Source organism: Priestia sp. YIM B13490 (assembly GCF_042787735.1).
Lineage (GTDB): Bacteria > Bacillota > Bacilli > Bacillales > Bacillaceae_H > Priestia > Priestia megaterium.
In genome coordinates, this window is the sequence record NZ_JBHZOT010000001.1 from 773,178 (window position 1) to 788,943 (window position 15,766).

The following is a 15,766-nucleotide window of genomic DNA, read 5'->3' on the forward strand; positions in this document are numbered from 1 at the left end:
TCTGTTAAGGTATTTTTTTGCTTAAATTTTGAGAAAACCATTGATTATTTAGAGAATAATGATATGATAAAGAAAGTCAATTGATAATGATAATCATTTACATGTGATGAAGGAGGAGATAACTAGACTTATAGAGGGAAGAAAGGAGTAAGGAAAGTTGAAATTTTATCAGTTAATTCTTGTGTTTGCTGTACTAGCAGTTTCGTCTCTTTTTATAGGCGTACAAGATCTGTCAGCGACGGATCTCTTTCATTTAACAAAAGAAGAAAGTCAAACGCTGTTTTTTAGTCGTTTTCCTAGGCTTTTGAGCATTATTATGGCAGGAATGAGCCTTAGTATTTGCGGATTAATTATGCAGCAAATTACGCGAAATAAGTTTGTATCTCCAACAACGGCAGGAACGATGGACTGGGCAAGACTTGGTGTGTTGATTTCTCTACTAGTATTTGCTTCAGCAAGTCCTCTATTAAAAATGAGCATTGCTTTCATTTTCTCACTGGCGGGCAATCTATTGTTTATGAGAATACTAGACAGAATTAAATTTAACGATACGATTTATATTCCACTAGTCGGTTTAATGCTCGGCAGTATCGTAAGTTCCTTAGCTACCTTCATCGCCTACAAATACGATTTGATTCAAAACCTTTCTTCATGGCTGCAAGGCGACTTTTCGCTAGTAGTCAAAGGGAGATATGAACTTTTATACCTGAGTATACCGCTCGTAATAATTGCTTATCTTTACGCAGATAAGTTCACGGTTGCTGGTATGGGAGAAAGCTTTTCAATCAATTTAGGCGTGAAATACAAACAAATCGTAAACATTGGATTAGTCATTGTTTCGCTTATTACGTCGATTACGATTTTGACCGTTGGCATGCTGCCTTTTTTAGGATTAATCATTCCAAATATCGTATCGATTTACCGTGGAGATCATTTGCGAAAAAGCCTGCCTCATACAGCGCTGCTTGGAGCTGTGTTCGTACTGGCGTGCGATATTTTAGGCAGAGTCATTATTTTCCCTTATGAAATCTCTATTGGGCTAATGGTCGGTGTAATAGGAAGTGCGATCTTTCTTTTTATGCTGATAAGGAGAGGTCGTTATGCATAACAAACATAAAATCATCATTCTCGCCGCGCTGGCCGTTTTATCAGTGGCACTGTTTATCAGCTACGATTTAGGCTACTGGCAGTACACGCTGCCGCGAAGAATTGAAAAAGTTGCTGCGATTGTTTTAACCGGAGGAGCCATTGCTTTTTCATCCGTTATCTTTCAAACAATTACTAATAATCGAATTCTAACTCCTAGTATTCTAGGACTGGATTCACTGTATTTATTTCTGCAAACGTTTATTGTGTACATCTTTGGCTCGACGAATATTGTCATCATGAACAAAAATCTTAACTTTCTTCTTTGCGTTTCGCTGATGATTATCTTTTCGGTCTTGCTTTACATACTGATGTTCAAAAAAGCCGGTAAGAATATTTTCTTTATTTTACTGGTTGGAATTGTGTTCGGCACATTATTTAAAAGCATGTCTTCATTTATGGAAATGCTGATCGATCCGAATGAATTTCAAGTTGTACAAGATAAATCATTTGCAAGCTTTAACAATGTTAATACCGATTTGCTATACATAGCAGCCGTCATATTTATCCTGCTTGGTATTTACGTGTGGCGCTTTACATCCATTTTTGATGTCCTGTCGCTTGGAAGAGAACATGCGGTAAATTTAGGTATTGATTATGACGGGCTCGTCAAAAAAATGCTGATTGTGATCGCCATTTTTGTCTCAGTGGCTACAGCGTTAGTTGGGCCGATTACCTTTCTTGGACTGCTTGTTGTGAACCTTGCGAGAGAGCTGTTCAAAACGTACAAGCACACCTATTTAATGATGGGATCACTGCTGCTTAGTGTTATAGCTCTCGTCGGAGGAGAATTTATCGTTGAAAAAGTGTTCACCTTCAGCACCACGCTGAGCGTCATCATTGACTTTGCCGGCGGAATTTACTTTATTTATTTGCTGCTAAAGGAGAATAAATCATGGTAGAAGTAACAAATGTCAGTAAAACATACGGAGAAAAAACCGTTTTGGAAAAAACATCCGTCGTGATTCCAAAAGGGAAAATCACGTCATTTATCGGTCCAAACGGAGCGGGGAAAAGTACGCTGCTTTCAATTATGAGCCGTCTCATTAAAGCCGACTCAGGATCAATATCAATAGAAGGAAAAAATATAGAGAATATTGACAGCTCAGATTTAGCCAAAAAAATGAGCATTTTAAAACAGTCCAATCAGCTGAATATCAGGCTTAGCGTACGTGAACTCGTCAATTTTGGAAGGTTTCCTTATTCAAAAGGCCGGTTAACAAAAAGTGATGAACAAGCGGTTGATCAGGCGCTAAGTTATATGAAGCTTGAAAGTATTCAAGACAAATACTTGGATGAACTGAGCGGGGGACAGTGTCAGCGGGCCTTTATCGCTATGGTCATCGCACAGGACACGGAGTATATTTTCTTAGATGAACCGCTCAATAACTTAGATATGAAGCATTCTGTTGAAATTATGAAGCTGTTGAAACGTCTCGTAGAAGACTTAGGCAAAACGATTGTAATTGTCATTCACGATATTAATTTTGCGTCTGTTTATTCGGATTATATTGTGGCACTTAAAAACGGTGAAGTAATCTGTGAAGGCCCAACAGAAACCATCATTCAAACGTCTGTATTAAAGGATATATACGATATGGATATTCCAATCGAAACGGTTAACGGACAGCGTATTTGCGTGTATTTTTCATAAAATTTATTCATGAGGTGACGAAAGTGAAAAAAGTGTTAGTAATGTTTGTAGCAGTCTTAACTGCGATTGTTGTAGCCGCTTGCGGTAATCAAGGAGCAAAAGAAACAACAGGCGGAGAAAGTAAGCAAAAAGAGACGGTAACAGTAACCGATCAGTTCAATAAAGACGGAATTAAAATTAAGAAAAACCCTAAAAAAGTTGTAGTATTCAGCATGGGTGCACTTGATACACTAGATAAACTAGGGGTTGAAGTGGCGGGCTTGCCAAAACAAGCGATTCCTGAGTATTTATCAAAATATCAAGATGATAAGTATGCGAATGTAGGTGGCTTAAAAGAACCTGATTTCGAAAAAATTGCAGAATTAAAGCCAGACTTAATTATTATTCAAGGCCGCCAAGCAGATTCATTCGATGAATTTTCAAAAATTGCGCCGACGATCTATATCGATACGGACAACCAGCACTATATGAAGTCATTTAAAGAAAATACAAAAGTACTAGGACAAATTTTTGATAAAGAAGATCAAGCGAAAAAAGAGCTAGCAGCAATTGATAAGCAAATTGCAGATTTGAAAAAACAAGCGGACAAACTAGATAAAAAAGCGCTTGTAATGATGGCAAATGATAGCAAAATGACAGCGTTTGGTCCGGGTTCTAAATACGGATTAATCCACGACATATTCGGTATTAAAGCAGCAGACGACAGTTTAGATCCATCCGCTAAGCACGGTCAAAGCATTTCATACGAATATTTAGTTAAGCAAAATCCAGACTACTTATTCGTCGTTGACCGCGGTGCAGCGATTGGTGAAAAATCATCCGCTAAACAAATTGTTGAAAATGAGTACGTAAAAGAAGTCAATGCGGTGAAAAACAATCACGTTGTGTATCTGGATCCAGGCCTTTGGTATTTATCTGGAGGAGGCCTTGAGTCAATGGCTGGCATGATTAAAGAAATCAAAGCAGGGATAGAGAAGTAATGGAAAAAAAGAGCTGATTTTGACCAGCTCTTTTTTTTTGCATTCAAAGTATTCACGGTTCCGTGACTGTAAAAAGACCGCTGCGAGCAGTTTTTTGCTTATAACAAAGGGTGTTATCCACGTGTTTCAATGAAGTTGTCTTTTAGCTACCTAGAATAAAAAGGCCGCATCTGGAAACAGTAGTTATGTGCACATGGTAGAAAGATGGCACGCTAAAATATGTTAAGAAGAAAAGCAACAGGTATGCAAGTGAATAATCATATAGGGGACAAAAATCTACATAAGCTAGTTCGAAAAACAAGCAATGTCAGTAAAAGGAGTGTTTGATATGTATTATTACAAAGAAGGATTAATCAATGGCATTAAACCGGATAAGCCCGATCCTGCGGCCGCGAAGGTACTGCAAGAAGCCTTAGGCGGGCAGTTTGGTGAAATGCGGACGATGATGCAATATTTCTTTCAAAGCTCTAACTTCAGAGGGAAAGAGACGCAGTATCGCGATTTAATGAAAGGTGTTTTTTTAGAAGAAATTGCTCATGTAGAACTCGTTCAAAATACCATTAATGCATTGTTAGATGAATCTGGCGGAGCCGGGGTAGGAAGTCAAGGTTCAGATCAGGCTCCTCTTGATGAAGCCGTAAAACATGCTAATCCTCATCACTATATCATGGGCGCTCAAAGCTCACTGCCAGTAGATGCGGGCGGAAATCCATGGAACGGCTCGTGGGTTTATAATCACGGAAATCTAGTGGCTGATTTGCTCAATAACGTTGTATTAGAATCAACCGGCGTTTTACAAAAAACAAGAATATACGAAATGAGTTCTAACCAAACGTTAAGAGAAACGCTAGGTTTCTTAATTGTTCGAGATAATGCTCATCAAAATGCGTTTGCAAAAGCTCTTGAAACATTAGGCGTGGACTGGGGAAAACTATTCCCTGTACCAAATTATGATATTAACAAATACCCTGAATGCAGAAAATTTGTCGAGATGGGGTATCATAACACGCAATTTGATTTTAGGTTAGATCCGCATCGAATGGGAGAAATATTCCAAGGGCAGACCCCAAGCAGAAATGGCGGAGACTTGAGCGTAACACCTCCACCGGAAGCTTTTCCAGTCCCTCATTTATCTGAAATGCCAAATGAGCATGCTCCAGGTTTAGGAGATATGAACGCGTAAAAGTATGTGAATCGACTTTAATTAAACAAAGCTGAAATAAATAAAAAACATTGACTGAGAGCTCGTAGTCAATGTTTTTTTATTTGTTTTAGCGAAATTCTTTCATTTGTCTAGCGCAAAGCACATCCCGCCATTCCTGTAAGCGCATGATAAAGGGCTTTTTTACATCTGTTTGTGAATTTATTTGTTTTTTACAAGAAGAAAAGGGAATACTTTCTTTAATCGCTTGTGATAGAAAGCAAATAAGGGGTATGCTGCTATGAGTAACCAAAAAGATGAATTTTTATTTAAACGAGAGCTCTATCGCTTAGTACAAGAATACAAACGCTGCAAAGTTGAAGAAATTAGACGGGCAATTAAAAAGGATATTCTTCTTTTGAAGAAGGTTATAAATAACTAAAATAGATAAACACCGGCAAAAAAGCTCATGTTAGTTAATAAATGAGCTTTTTTTGCTGCTTTAAACTTGTTCAAACGAATTAGTATGTCTATAAATAGTCTCAGGAAGATGATGGACCATGTTAAACAGAGCTAACGCAGTTGTTTCTGGTTCTTCATAACGATAAATGATATCGTTTTCAATATCGCAGATTTGAAAACTGTTTAATTGTTTTGAATAACTTAGTGTAAACCTATTGGCAAGAGTATGAGTAATCTCGCTATCTCTATAATTTACTAAATTTGCTATCATGTGCTTAATTTCAGTTAGGTTCATCCACCAAGTCACCCTTTCATGTTATTGAAGTTATCATACCATGTACAGGTAGTTTGAATGTTTTTTTTACAATTTGTAACAACAATTTTCAAAATGAAACATAAAGGTAATAAAAAGTTAAAACGGGCAGCTTAACGCAAGCTGAACATTTCCTATGAGGGGGTAGGATTTTCTTTGCAGTAGGTCAATTCCAACTTTTTATCTGCGATTTCTTTTAGCCCAATACGAATCATACTGAATACTAAAATCCATAATATAACCGTTAAAATTGTATGTCCAGCGGGCAACATACCTAGTATAGGTGAGTCCCAAAGAGCGTGCATAAAAACGACAAACAAAAATACACCGAGAAATTTTGGTTTTATCAACATGCTCCACTGAAATTTCTTATTTCCTTGGACGATGCAGACGGCAGCTCCAGTTAAGGCAGCCCAAGCCACATGTCCTCCAGGAGCAAAAATACTGCGCCAAAGTATTGTAGAATAAAGCATGTGAAAGCTGCCTGAAAGAAGTGCCCTTAAAGCATAGCCAGCGGTTTCAAAAGCAGCAAAACCAGCTCCTATTGCAGCTCCCAAGAGGAGACCGTTAAGCACATATCTATATTTAAGATTGCGCACAAAATAAATAACCGCGATAACTTTAGCCAGTTCCTCGCATATTCCAATCACGATCACGTTTGTGTTATTTCCAAGAATATCATAAAACACAAGTGCTAATAAAAGTGAAAGGATTCCGCCAATAAAAACGACATAAACAATTTTGTAAATAGCAATATTCTGCGGAGCGTTCATTTCCCAAAAGAAAATAAGCGTAGTAAATGGCACTGCAAAAGCACCGACTACAATAAGACCGGGTATGAAGTTGATGTTTTCGAACAAGCTTACGCCTAGATATAGCCCTAAGTATGCGAGAAGCGCAATAAGAAAGACTCTTGCAAAAAGCCAAGGCTTTGGCCATGTATTTACAACTTCTTCTATTTTGGGAGTCGTAAGCCCTGTTCCTACAATAAAAAGCCGTTCAGCTTCCATTTCACTGTGCTGTCGGAAGACTCGAGAGAATATATTTCGAAATTTAGGTTCAACCGAACGTTCATTTCTTGGGATTTTATCAACACGATGGGCAAACAAGTAGAATATGCTGTAGTTTTCGTCGTGTTCCACGATTTCATGGCCGCAATTTAAGCAGAATTTTACCCCTTCCGGATTAGAATAAGCGCAATGGGGGCATTTCATTTATCTTCCTCCTTTTTCTAGATACAAATCGTTTGACGCTTGTCTTAGGACATCTTCTACATATATTATGTGAACTGATGAAAAAAGCATAAGAGGGTTTGATAGGTAATTTGCTTAAATAATGGAATGGTATGTGTATAAAAGACAGAAGCTATTGCTAAAAGAGACCTCATGAAACAAAAAAAGGCTGTGTCGTAAGCCGAACATTCGACTTACAGCACAGCCCTTTATATGATTGAAAATCTGGATTTAAGCCTGTTTTCTTTACAATGCTACTACGCAATAAAAAAGCTTCCTGAAATAAAAACGATGACACCAATGACCATCATTAATGTTTCGCGGTCTTTTTTTCCTGGTTTTTTATTAGCAGGAAGCAGCGATTTTGAAAGAGGCTTGGCAAAAATGATGACAAGCATGCAAACAGCAGCAAAGATGCCAAGCGCCACCTGAAAATTACCTTCAATAAAGACGCATGCCATTAAAAGTACAAGACTTATTTTTAGAAAAATTTTTGATAGGTTCACTATCAACACTCCTTTAGAACACTTAATACGAAAGACTTAGTGATTTTTTTATATGCCTGTTGTTTTCTACGGCTTGAAGAAGAAAGTGAGCGACGTCAGAACGGCTGATGTTGCGTCCGTTTTCTGGTATGCTAGCTTCTCCTATACGATAATACGTAGTTAATGGACCGCTCGTTAAACCCATTGGCCGAGCAACAGTCCAGTCGAGCCCGCTTACCTTCAAGAGCTTCACGGCTTCGTGATGATCGCGAAGCACATTTTTTAAAATACGCTGAGCAAGCCAGCCCGTCATGCCTGGAATTTCTCCGTCGATTCCGGCAGAAGCCGTGTAGGCGATACGCTGAATTCCGTTTTCATTCATACATTGAATCAGCAGATTTGTCGTTTCTACTAAAAGGGTAGAATGCCCTAGATTTTCGGTTCCAAGACAAGAAATTACTGCATCACACCCTCGCATGGCCTGACAAACTTCATAATAATCAAGCACGTCGCCTTGTATGATGTGTACGTTCGCATGCGTTATCTTAAGCTTAGATGGATTTCGCACAAATGCTTTTACATAATGTCCGTTTTTAATCGCTTGCTTTATTAATTCCTGTCCGGTCCTGCCGCTTGCGCCAATCAAAAAAATGTTCATACGATCAACCCTTTCGTTTCAATGTAGGTAGTAAAAACGAAATTTTCTTTTACCATAACACATTTTTCTCGATTTAGCTTGTCAAAACATAAAAGCTGCTTACGAGATTCACCAAAGTAAGAGGTATCCTCTGTTCTTTTTTAAAACTTATGTCATAGACTGTCTAGAAAACAAAGAAATGTACGAACGGTTTATAAAGGTGTTTAATGCTATAGAAGCGAAAGGGTATTATAGGAATAAGGGACGAACAGAAGGGGCGATGCACTATGAAAAAATCGGTAAGCCGAGCACGTATCATCATAGTACTAATAGGTTTTCCGCTCATCTTTTTCATTATGGCGCTTGTGACGGGTGAGTGGCGATATATGACTTGGACCATTCCGCCTGCACTGATGTCATGTTGGACGGCACTCTTTGTATTAAGGAAGCAAGAAGAAAGATAACAGGAAATTTGAACTATTGCATCGAATTTATAGAAAAAGTATAAAATGATAGAAAGCTATAGTAAGAAAATTTAATGAAGGACGGTGTGAAGATGAACGGACAACAGTTATTGTATGGGTTGCTTACGTCTAAAGGCGATATCCTAAGAGCTGCTTATGTGTTATGTGACCACCGCATTTATACGGAAATGTCAGCACAGTATCAGCAAACGGAGCATACGGATTTTCAAGCGTCATTGATAGAAGAAATGAAATTGCTTGAAAAACAGCCTGAAGTAGACATGCATCTGCATATTTTGCTTGAAATGGCGAAGTTTTTTGAACTTCCTGTTTCCCATGCTACAACAAATGGCGAGCTGTACGAGTTAAGCGATAACATTGGAAATTTGCTTGTATCTAAATACAATGAGCTGTTTTCAATTGCACGCTGTCATACGCTGGAAGACGTAATGCGCCATCAAACCCGACTGTTCTTTCATCTAATTGATTCGCAATACATGATTGCTACAAATCGTCAGCAAGCTGTGTTTCAGCAGCAGCTGATGAATTGGATTGAACAGCTGCCCCCCATGTATCAGGAAAGAATGATTGATGCATTAGGAGAATATCAGCAGGAAGCACTTGTGAAACTGCTGCAGAAAAAAGGGACAATTGAACTGTACAAACAGCTTCCTCCGCACGCATACCCTGCTATTTCAGACCTTATGGCAACCGTAATGAGTATCTTTATTCCCGTTAATTACCCGCCAGCACTGCTATTTAGTATGAATGCGCCGCTGTTTTTAATGGCGAGCTTTGAAAGTCATGAAATTATTGCAAAACGCAAAGAAGCTGGAACTTTTTTGCCGCTGTTATTGGTAGTTGTTCAGCTGATGTGGACGTACAAGCTTGAGCATCAGGATGAGCTGTTGAATTATCAGTCTCTGCTGATCAAGTGGTCGTCTGTACACACAGCGTATCAAGATTATATGAAAAAGAAAGAGCAGTCACTGTTTGACCGTGAACGGTTAGACAGCTTTATTTATAAAACAGAGCAGTATGTTAAGCAGCTCCGAGCTACGGAGAAAAAGACGGTGAAGCAAATTGAAACGCTCAAAACAGCCATTCGCCATCAGCTTGATGAAATGGAGCTCACATCGTTAAACGGAGGGCTTGTGCTTCAAAAAATGATTGAAGAGCATGAATCATTAAAACAAGATGTAGAAGAACTGCAGCGCAAGCTTTCGATTAAAGGTGATTTCTTCTCTAAAGTAAGACTGACGTTTCGTTCTGCAGAACGAGCCGTCAAAAGCAAAGTGAAAGAAGTAGAGCGTAAAAAAGTGCTTATGCAAATGACGGACTTTATTTTAGCAAATCGCTTGCCCGTATGCGTGGATATTCAAAATGAAATTTATGATTATCAAGACGAGCTGTCGACGACTATTTTTCAAATTAATCAGCAGGTCGAGCTGCTTGAAGAAACAAAACAAAGCCGTCAGCTAGCCGATGCAAAAGTACGCCGCTATGATCAAGAAATAAAGCGATTTGAACGGAATTACTATGGCTTAAAAGAAGGAACCGTTGAAGAGATGGCACAGTGAAACTGGGACAAACATATTTTATCCGAACGAGTTTGATTCTCCATCAAGAATCAAACTCGTTCGGATTTTTTTATGGTGATCGTGAACATAGGTTTTATATATGTAGCTGCTTCTAGCTGTTGATAGGAGAGCAAAGCCCTGTACAAAAATTAACAGCGATGTCTCAAGCGATCCATACGAACTCATTCACTCCATTTGTCTGTCTTTAGATTGGCGTAATTTAGGTATGTCTCAATCTTATTCTCTGTCTGTAGGAGCGGACAGCTGATCTTTATACTCATCTACATAGAGCATGCCGTTTGTTGACACAACTGCATACAGCACTTGGTTCAACTGAAGCTGACGATTTGAAAGCTCAAGGTTGATCCACTGTTCGGTATAGTGAGATGTTAAGTTTTTATGAATAATTTCTCCGTCCATGATGAGTTCTACCGGTAAACTCATTTCTTTAAACGGCTTAGACAAAACGTCCTGTTTGGCAATGTTTTGATAAGCAGTTTTCTTTAATACTGACAGTTTTCCGCTTACTTCTAAAACAGCAAATTCTACTTCAGCAATGTTGAACGTTCCTAGTTCTCGTAAATGCTGATTCAAGTCGTCAATAGAATATTTGACTTTTTTCATATTTGCTTCAAGAAGCTTTCCTTTTTCCATAATAACCGTCGGGCGTCCTGTAATCCATTTTCGCAAGCGCCTGCTTTTTAGAGCTGTTGATGCTAAAAGAAAATGAATGGCTACAAGAAAAGCAAAAGAAGCGAACATCGGCAGAAATTTTAATTTTAAATCAAATCCCATATTTGCGATGAACGACCCAATAATGATGGACATCGCAAATGTAAAATGATTATTATGCGTGTTAATTTGTTTTCCAATCAGGAAAGTTGTAATGCTTAAGATAATGAAAGAAACAAAGGTTCTAAGAAGGGACATGAGAATGTCTTCCATAGGTTGTGATGTCACCTGCTTTCTCATAAATAGAAAGAGTATCTATCTCTATAGCGTTATCCATTTAAAGGATCGTTATACAAGAAAAAACACCAAGAAGAAGTGCGGATAATGCGTTCACATTCGGCTGCTTAAAAAGGGGCGGAAAGGCTGTAGGTAAGGGATCAAAGCAAACAAAAAGAATGTGCAAATTCCTTTGAAATTTTTTGGAGGATTTGTTACAATAAAGGTGCTTATTTTTGTTCGGTAAGGATAGTTCGAAGTGTTCGTCTTGACTTATTGTAAGAGCAGGAATAGAGTAATACACAATGTGTGGATTGTCACACAAGGAGGAAAAGAGATATGTTACAAGGTAAAGTAAAATGGTTCAACGCTGAAAAAGGTTTCGGTTTCATCGAAGTAGAAGGACAAGACGATGTATTCGTTCATTTCTCTGCTATCCAAGGCGAAGGTTTCAAAACTTTAGAAGAAGGTCAAGAAGTTACATTTGAAATCGTTGAAGGCAACCGTGGACCACAAGCTGCTAACGTTCAAAAGTAATTTTTTTTATAAAGTTTAAGCCGATCAGCAGAACGTTTCTCTGGTCGTTCGTTAAACTAAACTGGGAGAAGGCCCCTTTTATAAAAGGGGTCTTTTCTTGTTCGCTTTTTACACCTTGTTGACGATTTCTTTGATTTTGTAGAAGTATTCAAATATGAAAAAAACTAGTCACGCAGTATAAAAAAAGCGTATAATGAAATGATGAAAATAGGAATTGTAGAGCAGAAAGGATTTTAAAACGTATGAACAACCAACTTCAAGAAACGATGGTCGATTCACGTCGTACATTCGCCATTATTTCTCACCCGGATGCCGGGAAAACAACGTTAACAGAAAAAATGCTGTTACTGGGCGGAATGATTCGTTCAGCCGGAACGGTTAAAGGAAAAAAATCAGGCAAGTTTGCTACATCTGACTGGATGGAAATCGAAAAACAACGTGGAATTTCGGTTACATCAAGTGTTATGCAGTTTGAGTATAAAGATCACTTTATTAACATCTTGGATACACCAGGACACGAAGACTTCAGTGAGGATACGTATCGTACCTTAACGGCTGTAGACAGTGCGGTCATGGTTATTGACGGAACGAAAGGGATTGAAGCACAAACGCTTAAACTTTTTAAAGTTTGTCGTATGCGTGGTATTCCTATTCTAACATTTATCAATAAATTAGACCGTGAAGGAAAAGAGCCGCTTGAGCTGCTTGAAGAAATTGAAGATGTACTTGGTATTGAATCATACCCTGTAACGTGGCCAATTGGCATGGGGAAACGATTCCAAGGAACGTATGACCGTTTTTCAAAACAAATTGAAGTATACCAAGGAAACAAAGAGTCATATTTTGCAGACTTTGACGGTGAAAATATCGACGATGAAATTAAAAAACACGTCGATGAAATGTATTTACCAGGCTTAGTGGATGATTTATCTCTATTAGACGAAGCAGGTAATGATTTTTCAATTGAAAAAGTAAAGCAAGGCCTATTAACACCTGTTTTCTTCGGAAGTGCGATTGCAAACTTTGGTGTACAGTCTTTCTTTAATTCATTTTTACAATTAACATCACCGCCGCAGCCTCGTGAATCAACGAATGGCACCGTTCAGCCTACGGATGAAAACTTCTCAGGTTTCATCTTTAAAATTCAAGCGAACATGAACCCAGCTCACCGCGACCGCATTGCGTTCGTACGCGTATGTTCAGGGAAATTCGAGCGTGGAATGAACGTGACGTTAGCAAGAACGAACCGTAAAATGAAGCTAGCGCAGTCTCATCAGTTCTTGGCATCAAGCCGTGAAACAGTAGACACAGCGTATCCAGGGGATATCATTGGCTTGTATGACTCGGGTACGTATCAGATTGGCGATACCATTGTAGGAGAGGGAAAAGTATTCGAATTTGATGCTCTTCCAAAGTTCCCGCCTGAACTGTTTGTAAAAGTTCGTGCGAAAAATGCAATGAAATCTAAGCACTTTGAAAAAGGGATTAATCAGCTTGTACAAGAAGGAGCCGTACAGCTTTACCGTACGCCGTTCTTTGGAGATTATATTTTAGGAGCAGTCGGTGAACTTCAGTTCCAAGTGTTTGAACACCGTATGAAAGGCGAGTACAACGTCGATCTTGAATTCACGCGCATGTCTCATAACATTGCAAAATGGGTAGACAAATCAACAATTGAAGATCGCATGCTAGATTCTCGCGTGATGCTAGTAGAAGATCGTGATAAACATGCCGTTCTTATGTTTGAAAACGATTTTGTATGGCGTTTGTTCCAGGACAAATATCCATCTGTTAAATTCCTAGACCCGTTTAATCTATAAAAGAGTATAAAAAAAGGAAAACGATACATACTACTTTCATAAGTAGACAGTCGATTTTCCTCCTTTGCTTAAGAGTCAGTATTTACTGGCTCTTTTTTTAGTGAGCCACTGATTTTAAATTTAAAAGAATGACTCCTGCAATGATTAATACGATGCCAAATACCATCGTGAGACTGCCGCTTTCTTTCCAAATAACTACGCCAATCACAGCTGTCACAGCAGTTCCTACACCAGACCAGATGGCATACGCAACGCTGAGTGGAATGTGCTGAAGCGATGTGGAAAGCGCATAGAAGGCCAGACCAAACCCTAATAAAACACCAAGACTAGGCCAAAATTTTGTAAATCCGTTTGATGCTTTTAACATAGATGTACCGAATAACTCTGAACTAATAGCAATCGCTAAAAATAAATAGGCTTTCATCGAAAACCCTCCTCTGTTAATTTCCGAAGTTGTTGTTGAATCTGTTTTTGCATGTCTGGATCCACGGGTGCGAGCCCAAACATTTGACTGAACCATAATCCGTCAGCTGCTAGGCGCACAATGGTAGCAAGGACTGGATCAATGTCGTCTTGTTCAATGTGCTGCTGCCACTTTTCGTATTGCTTTTGAAAGTGCTGCAGGAGTTCAGGATTGGTTGCAATACCTGCAAGTAACCCCGCGCTCATCACTTGTTCACGCTGAAGGTCATGAAGCGTCTCAGCGAGATAAGCCCGGCTCCATTTGCCAGGAGAATTGTCATGTTCAACTTGTACGTTTAGTCCGTCATCATATTTCTTTGTGACTGAATACAGCATTTGCTTAATCAATTCATCTTTTGAAGAGAAGTGATACAACAAACCGCCTTTACTGACGCCGGCTTCTTTTGCTACTTTTTCAAGCGTCAAATTTCCAACGCCGTCACGCTGTACAACCTGCGTAGCTGCAAGCAATATATCATCAAATGTAGACACACGAATTTCCTCCTTTTTGATTTTCCCTAGAATACTTTACCGTCTGGACGGTTTGTTTGGCAATACTTTTATTTCGAATTTCAAAAAAAATTTTTGTGCACACTAAAATATAAAGTATAAAAACAAAAATAAACGAGTAAACAAAGGGTTAATACCTTTACTATATGAAGAAAAAGAAAAAATAAAGCCTGGGTATATGAAAGATAAAAGAAAGGTGTGAAGAAACGGATGAGGGATGTGTATCAAAGTTTTCAAGAACTATCACAGTGTGAACGAGCGGGAATTGATTACGAAATAGAATGTGTCGTTCGCCGGAGAGAAATTGTCGTGCTTGCTATTCACGGAGGAACGATGGAAATTGGGACAGAAGAAGTAGCAGAAAAAATAGCAGAAAAGCTGAACGCAACGGTGTACGTATTTAAAACGCTGAAAACAGAAAATCCGTTTGAATTGCATGTTACGTCTGCAAACTACGATGAAGAAATGGCGCGTCACCTTGTTAAAAAATCAGAGGTCACGATTTCTCTTCACGGTGCCTACAGCGACGTCTGCACGACTTATATCGGAGGAAGAGACGAAAAGTTAGAAAAAGCGGTGCGTCGTGCACTCTCAGGTTTTCCGATCAGTGAAACGCCCGTGCATTTAAAAGGCGTTTCACCTCGAAATATCGCAAACGGCAATCAGCGCCACAAAGGACTGCAGCTTGAAATAACCACTCCGCAGTATGAACAATTATTACAGAACAATCAGCTGTTTAACGAGTATGTGAATGCGGTAGTATCGGCTGTGAACTCAGTGATGTAAAGATAAATTCAACAGCTTCCTGTATATTGGCTGCAATAAAGGCTGCTTGTACGTCAGCCCATTTTTCCCGTACATGTAACGTGTCGTGCCCAGCTCCTGTTAACACTAAAATACATTGTGCTCCTGCTGCATGGGCCGCTACGAGGTCTTTCCACCGGTCGCCAATCACGATGCAATTAGCCAAATTTAAGCTGTGCTCCTCGGCTGCTTTTAACAGCATGCCCGGCCTTGGTTTGCGGCACGAACAATTGTCTGAATCTTCATGAGGACAAAGGTAAACATCATCAAATCCAAAAGCTAAAAGCTCAGAGATAAACTGTGATTTCTTTACCTTTCCTTTTGTAATATCGGGCTGATTCGTAAAGGAAAACAGCGGAATGTTTTGTTTCTTTATGTCTATAATCGCTTGCTTTGCTTGGGGGAACAGCTGAAAATCACCTGGATATTGTATTTCATTACTGCCTCCAATTGTTCCGTCTCGGTCTAAAAATATTGCTTCAATCATATTCTTCACCTCTTTTTCTATCATAATATAAAACAGGATTAATTTGGTAAAAACTTTGTTTTTTGAAAAAAATCAAAGAAATATGACTGTCTTTTTACTTCTCA

18 protein-coding genes are annotated in these 15,766 nt (G+C 38.9%); 10 read left to right on the top strand and 8 right to left on the bottom strand.

From position 1 onward, the window contains the following. Nucleotides 1–157: 157 nt before the first annotated feature. The 6 genes from ACFX4R_RS04375 (at nucleotide 158) to ACFX4R_RS04400 (ending at nucleotide 5,363) form a co-directional block, all read left to right on the top strand. A complete protein-coding gene (locus ACFX4R_RS04375; RefSeq protein ID WP_097822768.1) occupies nucleotides 158–1,108 on the top strand; it encodes an ABC transporter permease in 951 nt (316 codons plus the stop codon). Further along, nucleotides 1,101–2,048: an iron chelate uptake ABC transporter family permease subunit gene (locus ACFX4R_RS04380; protein ID WP_060746379.1), complete on the top strand. Its 948-nt coding sequence runs from the start codon at nucleotides 1,101–1,103 to the stop codon at nucleotides 2,046–2,048. The genes ACFX4R_RS04375 and ACFX4R_RS04380 overlap by 8 nt, the downstream gene beginning before the upstream one ends. Continuing rightward, nucleotides 2,042–2,800 carry an iron ABC transporter ATP-binding protein gene (locus ACFX4R_RS04385; RefSeq protein WP_043981407.1) on the top strand — a complete coding sequence of 253 codons (759 nt, stop codon included), beginning with the start codon at nucleotides 2,042–2,044 and terminating at the stop codon, nucleotides 2,798–2,800. The genes ACFX4R_RS04380 and ACFX4R_RS04385 overlap by 7 nt, the downstream gene beginning before the upstream one ends. 23 nt (nucleotides 2,801–2,823) lie before the next feature. Further along, complete coding sequence (locus ACFX4R_RS04390) at nucleotides 2,824–3,780, top strand: siderophore ABC transporter substrate-binding protein (RefSeq protein ID WP_377568956.1); 957 nt, start codon at nucleotides 2,824–2,826, stop codon at nucleotides 3,778–3,780. Nucleotides 3,781–4,108: 328 nt separating this feature from the next. Beyond that, nucleotides 4,109–4,963: a manganese catalase family protein gene (locus tag ACFX4R_RS04395; RefSeq protein ID WP_013057886.1), complete on the top strand. Its 855-nt coding sequence runs from the start codon at nucleotides 4,109–4,111 to the stop codon at nucleotides 4,961–4,963. Between the two features lie 259 nt (nucleotides 4,964–5,222). After that, nucleotides 5,223–5,363, top strand: a complete 141-nt coding sequence (locus tag ACFX4R_RS04400; protein WP_013057884.1) for a hypothetical protein — start codon at nucleotides 5,223–5,225, stop codon at nucleotides 5,361–5,363. Between the two features lie 60 nt (nucleotides 5,364–5,423). Here the strand turns inward: ACFX4R_RS04400 and ACFX4R_RS04405 are convergent, their stop codons facing one another. The 4 genes from ACFX4R_RS04405 to ACFX4R_RS04420 all read right to left on the bottom strand — a co-directional run bounded on the left by ACFX4R_RS04405 (nucleotide 5,424) and on the right by ACFX4R_RS04420 (nucleotide 8,071). Then, entirely contained in the window at nucleotides 5,424–5,678 is a 255-nt protein-coding gene (locus tag ACFX4R_RS04405) for a hypothetical protein (protein WP_377568959.1), read from the bottom strand. A 152-nt stretch (nucleotides 5,679–5,830) separates the two neighbouring features. After that, complete coding sequence (locus ACFX4R_RS04410; protein WP_043981410.1) at nucleotides 5,831–6,910, bottom strand: PrsW family intramembrane metalloprotease; 1,080 nt, start codon at nucleotides 6,908–6,910, stop codon at nucleotides 5,831–5,833. Nucleotides 6,911–7,185: 275 nt separating this feature from the next. Further along, nucleotides 7,186–7,434, bottom strand: a complete 249-nt coding sequence (locus ACFX4R_RS04415; RefSeq protein WP_013083940.1) for a hypothetical protein — start codon at nucleotides 7,432–7,434, stop codon at nucleotides 7,186–7,188. A gap of 22 nt (nucleotides 7,435–7,456) precedes the next feature. Continuing rightward, a complete protein-coding gene (locus tag ACFX4R_RS04420; protein ID WP_028414459.1) occupies nucleotides 7,457–8,071 on the bottom strand; it encodes an NAD(P)-dependent oxidoreductase in 615 nt (204 codons plus the stop codon). A 535-nt stretch (nucleotides 8,072–8,606) separates the two neighbouring features. Between ACFX4R_RS04420 and ACFX4R_RS04425 the strand changes: the two genes are divergently transcribed. Further along, nucleotides 8,607–10,094, top strand: a complete 1,488-nt coding sequence (locus ACFX4R_RS04425) for a hypothetical protein (protein WP_043981412.1) — start codon at nucleotides 8,607–8,609, stop codon at nucleotides 10,092–10,094. 237 nt (nucleotides 10,095–10,331) lie between these two features. Here ACFX4R_RS04425 and ACFX4R_RS04430 read toward each other — a convergent pair whose 3' ends face one another. Further along, nucleotides 10,332–11,054, bottom strand: a complete 723-nt coding sequence (locus ACFX4R_RS04430; protein WP_237074396.1) for a DUF421 domain-containing protein — start codon at nucleotides 11,052–11,054, stop codon at nucleotides 10,332–10,334. Between the two features lie 327 nt (nucleotides 11,055–11,381). On the opposite strand from ACFX4R_RS04430, the gene cspD reads away from it, so the two are divergent. Further along, the gene (gene cspD / locus ACFX4R_RS04435; protein WP_013057877.1) at nucleotides 11,382–11,579 is read left to right on the top strand and encodes a cold-shock protein CspD; all 198 of its coding nucleotides are present in this window, start codon (nucleotides 11,382–11,384) and stop codon (nucleotides 11,577–11,579) included. Nucleotides 11,580–11,821: 242 nt separating this feature from the next. Further along, nucleotides 11,822–13,399, top strand: coding sequence for a peptide chain release factor 3 (locus ACFX4R_RS04440; RefSeq protein WP_016764821.1), 1,578 nt, complete (start codon nucleotides 11,822–11,824; stop codon nucleotides 13,397–13,399). Between the two features lie 97 nt (nucleotides 13,400–13,496). Here the strand turns inward: ACFX4R_RS04440 and ACFX4R_RS04445 are convergent, their stop codons facing one another. After that, nucleotides 13,497–13,823: a DMT family transporter gene (locus ACFX4R_RS04445; protein ID WP_013057875.1), complete on the bottom strand. Its 327-nt coding sequence runs from the start codon at nucleotides 13,821–13,823 to the stop codon at nucleotides 13,497–13,499. Then, entirely contained in the window at nucleotides 13,820–14,353 is a 534-nt protein-coding gene (locus tag ACFX4R_RS04450) for a TetR/AcrR family transcriptional regulator (protein WP_043981414.1), read from the bottom strand. Before ACFX4R_RS04450 ends, ACFX4R_RS04445 begins: the two co-directional genes overlap by 4 nt. 228 nt (nucleotides 14,354–14,581) lie before the next feature. Here ACFX4R_RS04450 and ACFX4R_RS04455 point away from each other — a divergent pair, with 228 nt between their 5' ends. Next, the gene (locus ACFX4R_RS04455) at nucleotides 14,582–15,157 is read left to right on the top strand and encodes a poly-gamma-glutamate hydrolase family protein (protein ID WP_165574942.1); all 576 of its coding nucleotides are present in this window, start codon (nucleotides 14,582–14,584) and stop codon (nucleotides 15,155–15,157) included. On the opposite strand, the gene ACFX4R_RS04460 is transcribed toward ACFX4R_RS04455, so the two are convergent. Then, complete coding sequence (locus ACFX4R_RS04460) at nucleotides 15,108–15,662, bottom strand: HAD-IIIA family hydrolase (RefSeq protein WP_097822759.1); 555 nt, start codon at nucleotides 15,660–15,662, stop codon at nucleotides 15,108–15,110. The two genes, ACFX4R_RS04455 and ACFX4R_RS04460, sit on opposite strands and share 50 nt — an antisense overlap. Nucleotides 15,663–15,766: the final 104 nt, after the last annotated feature.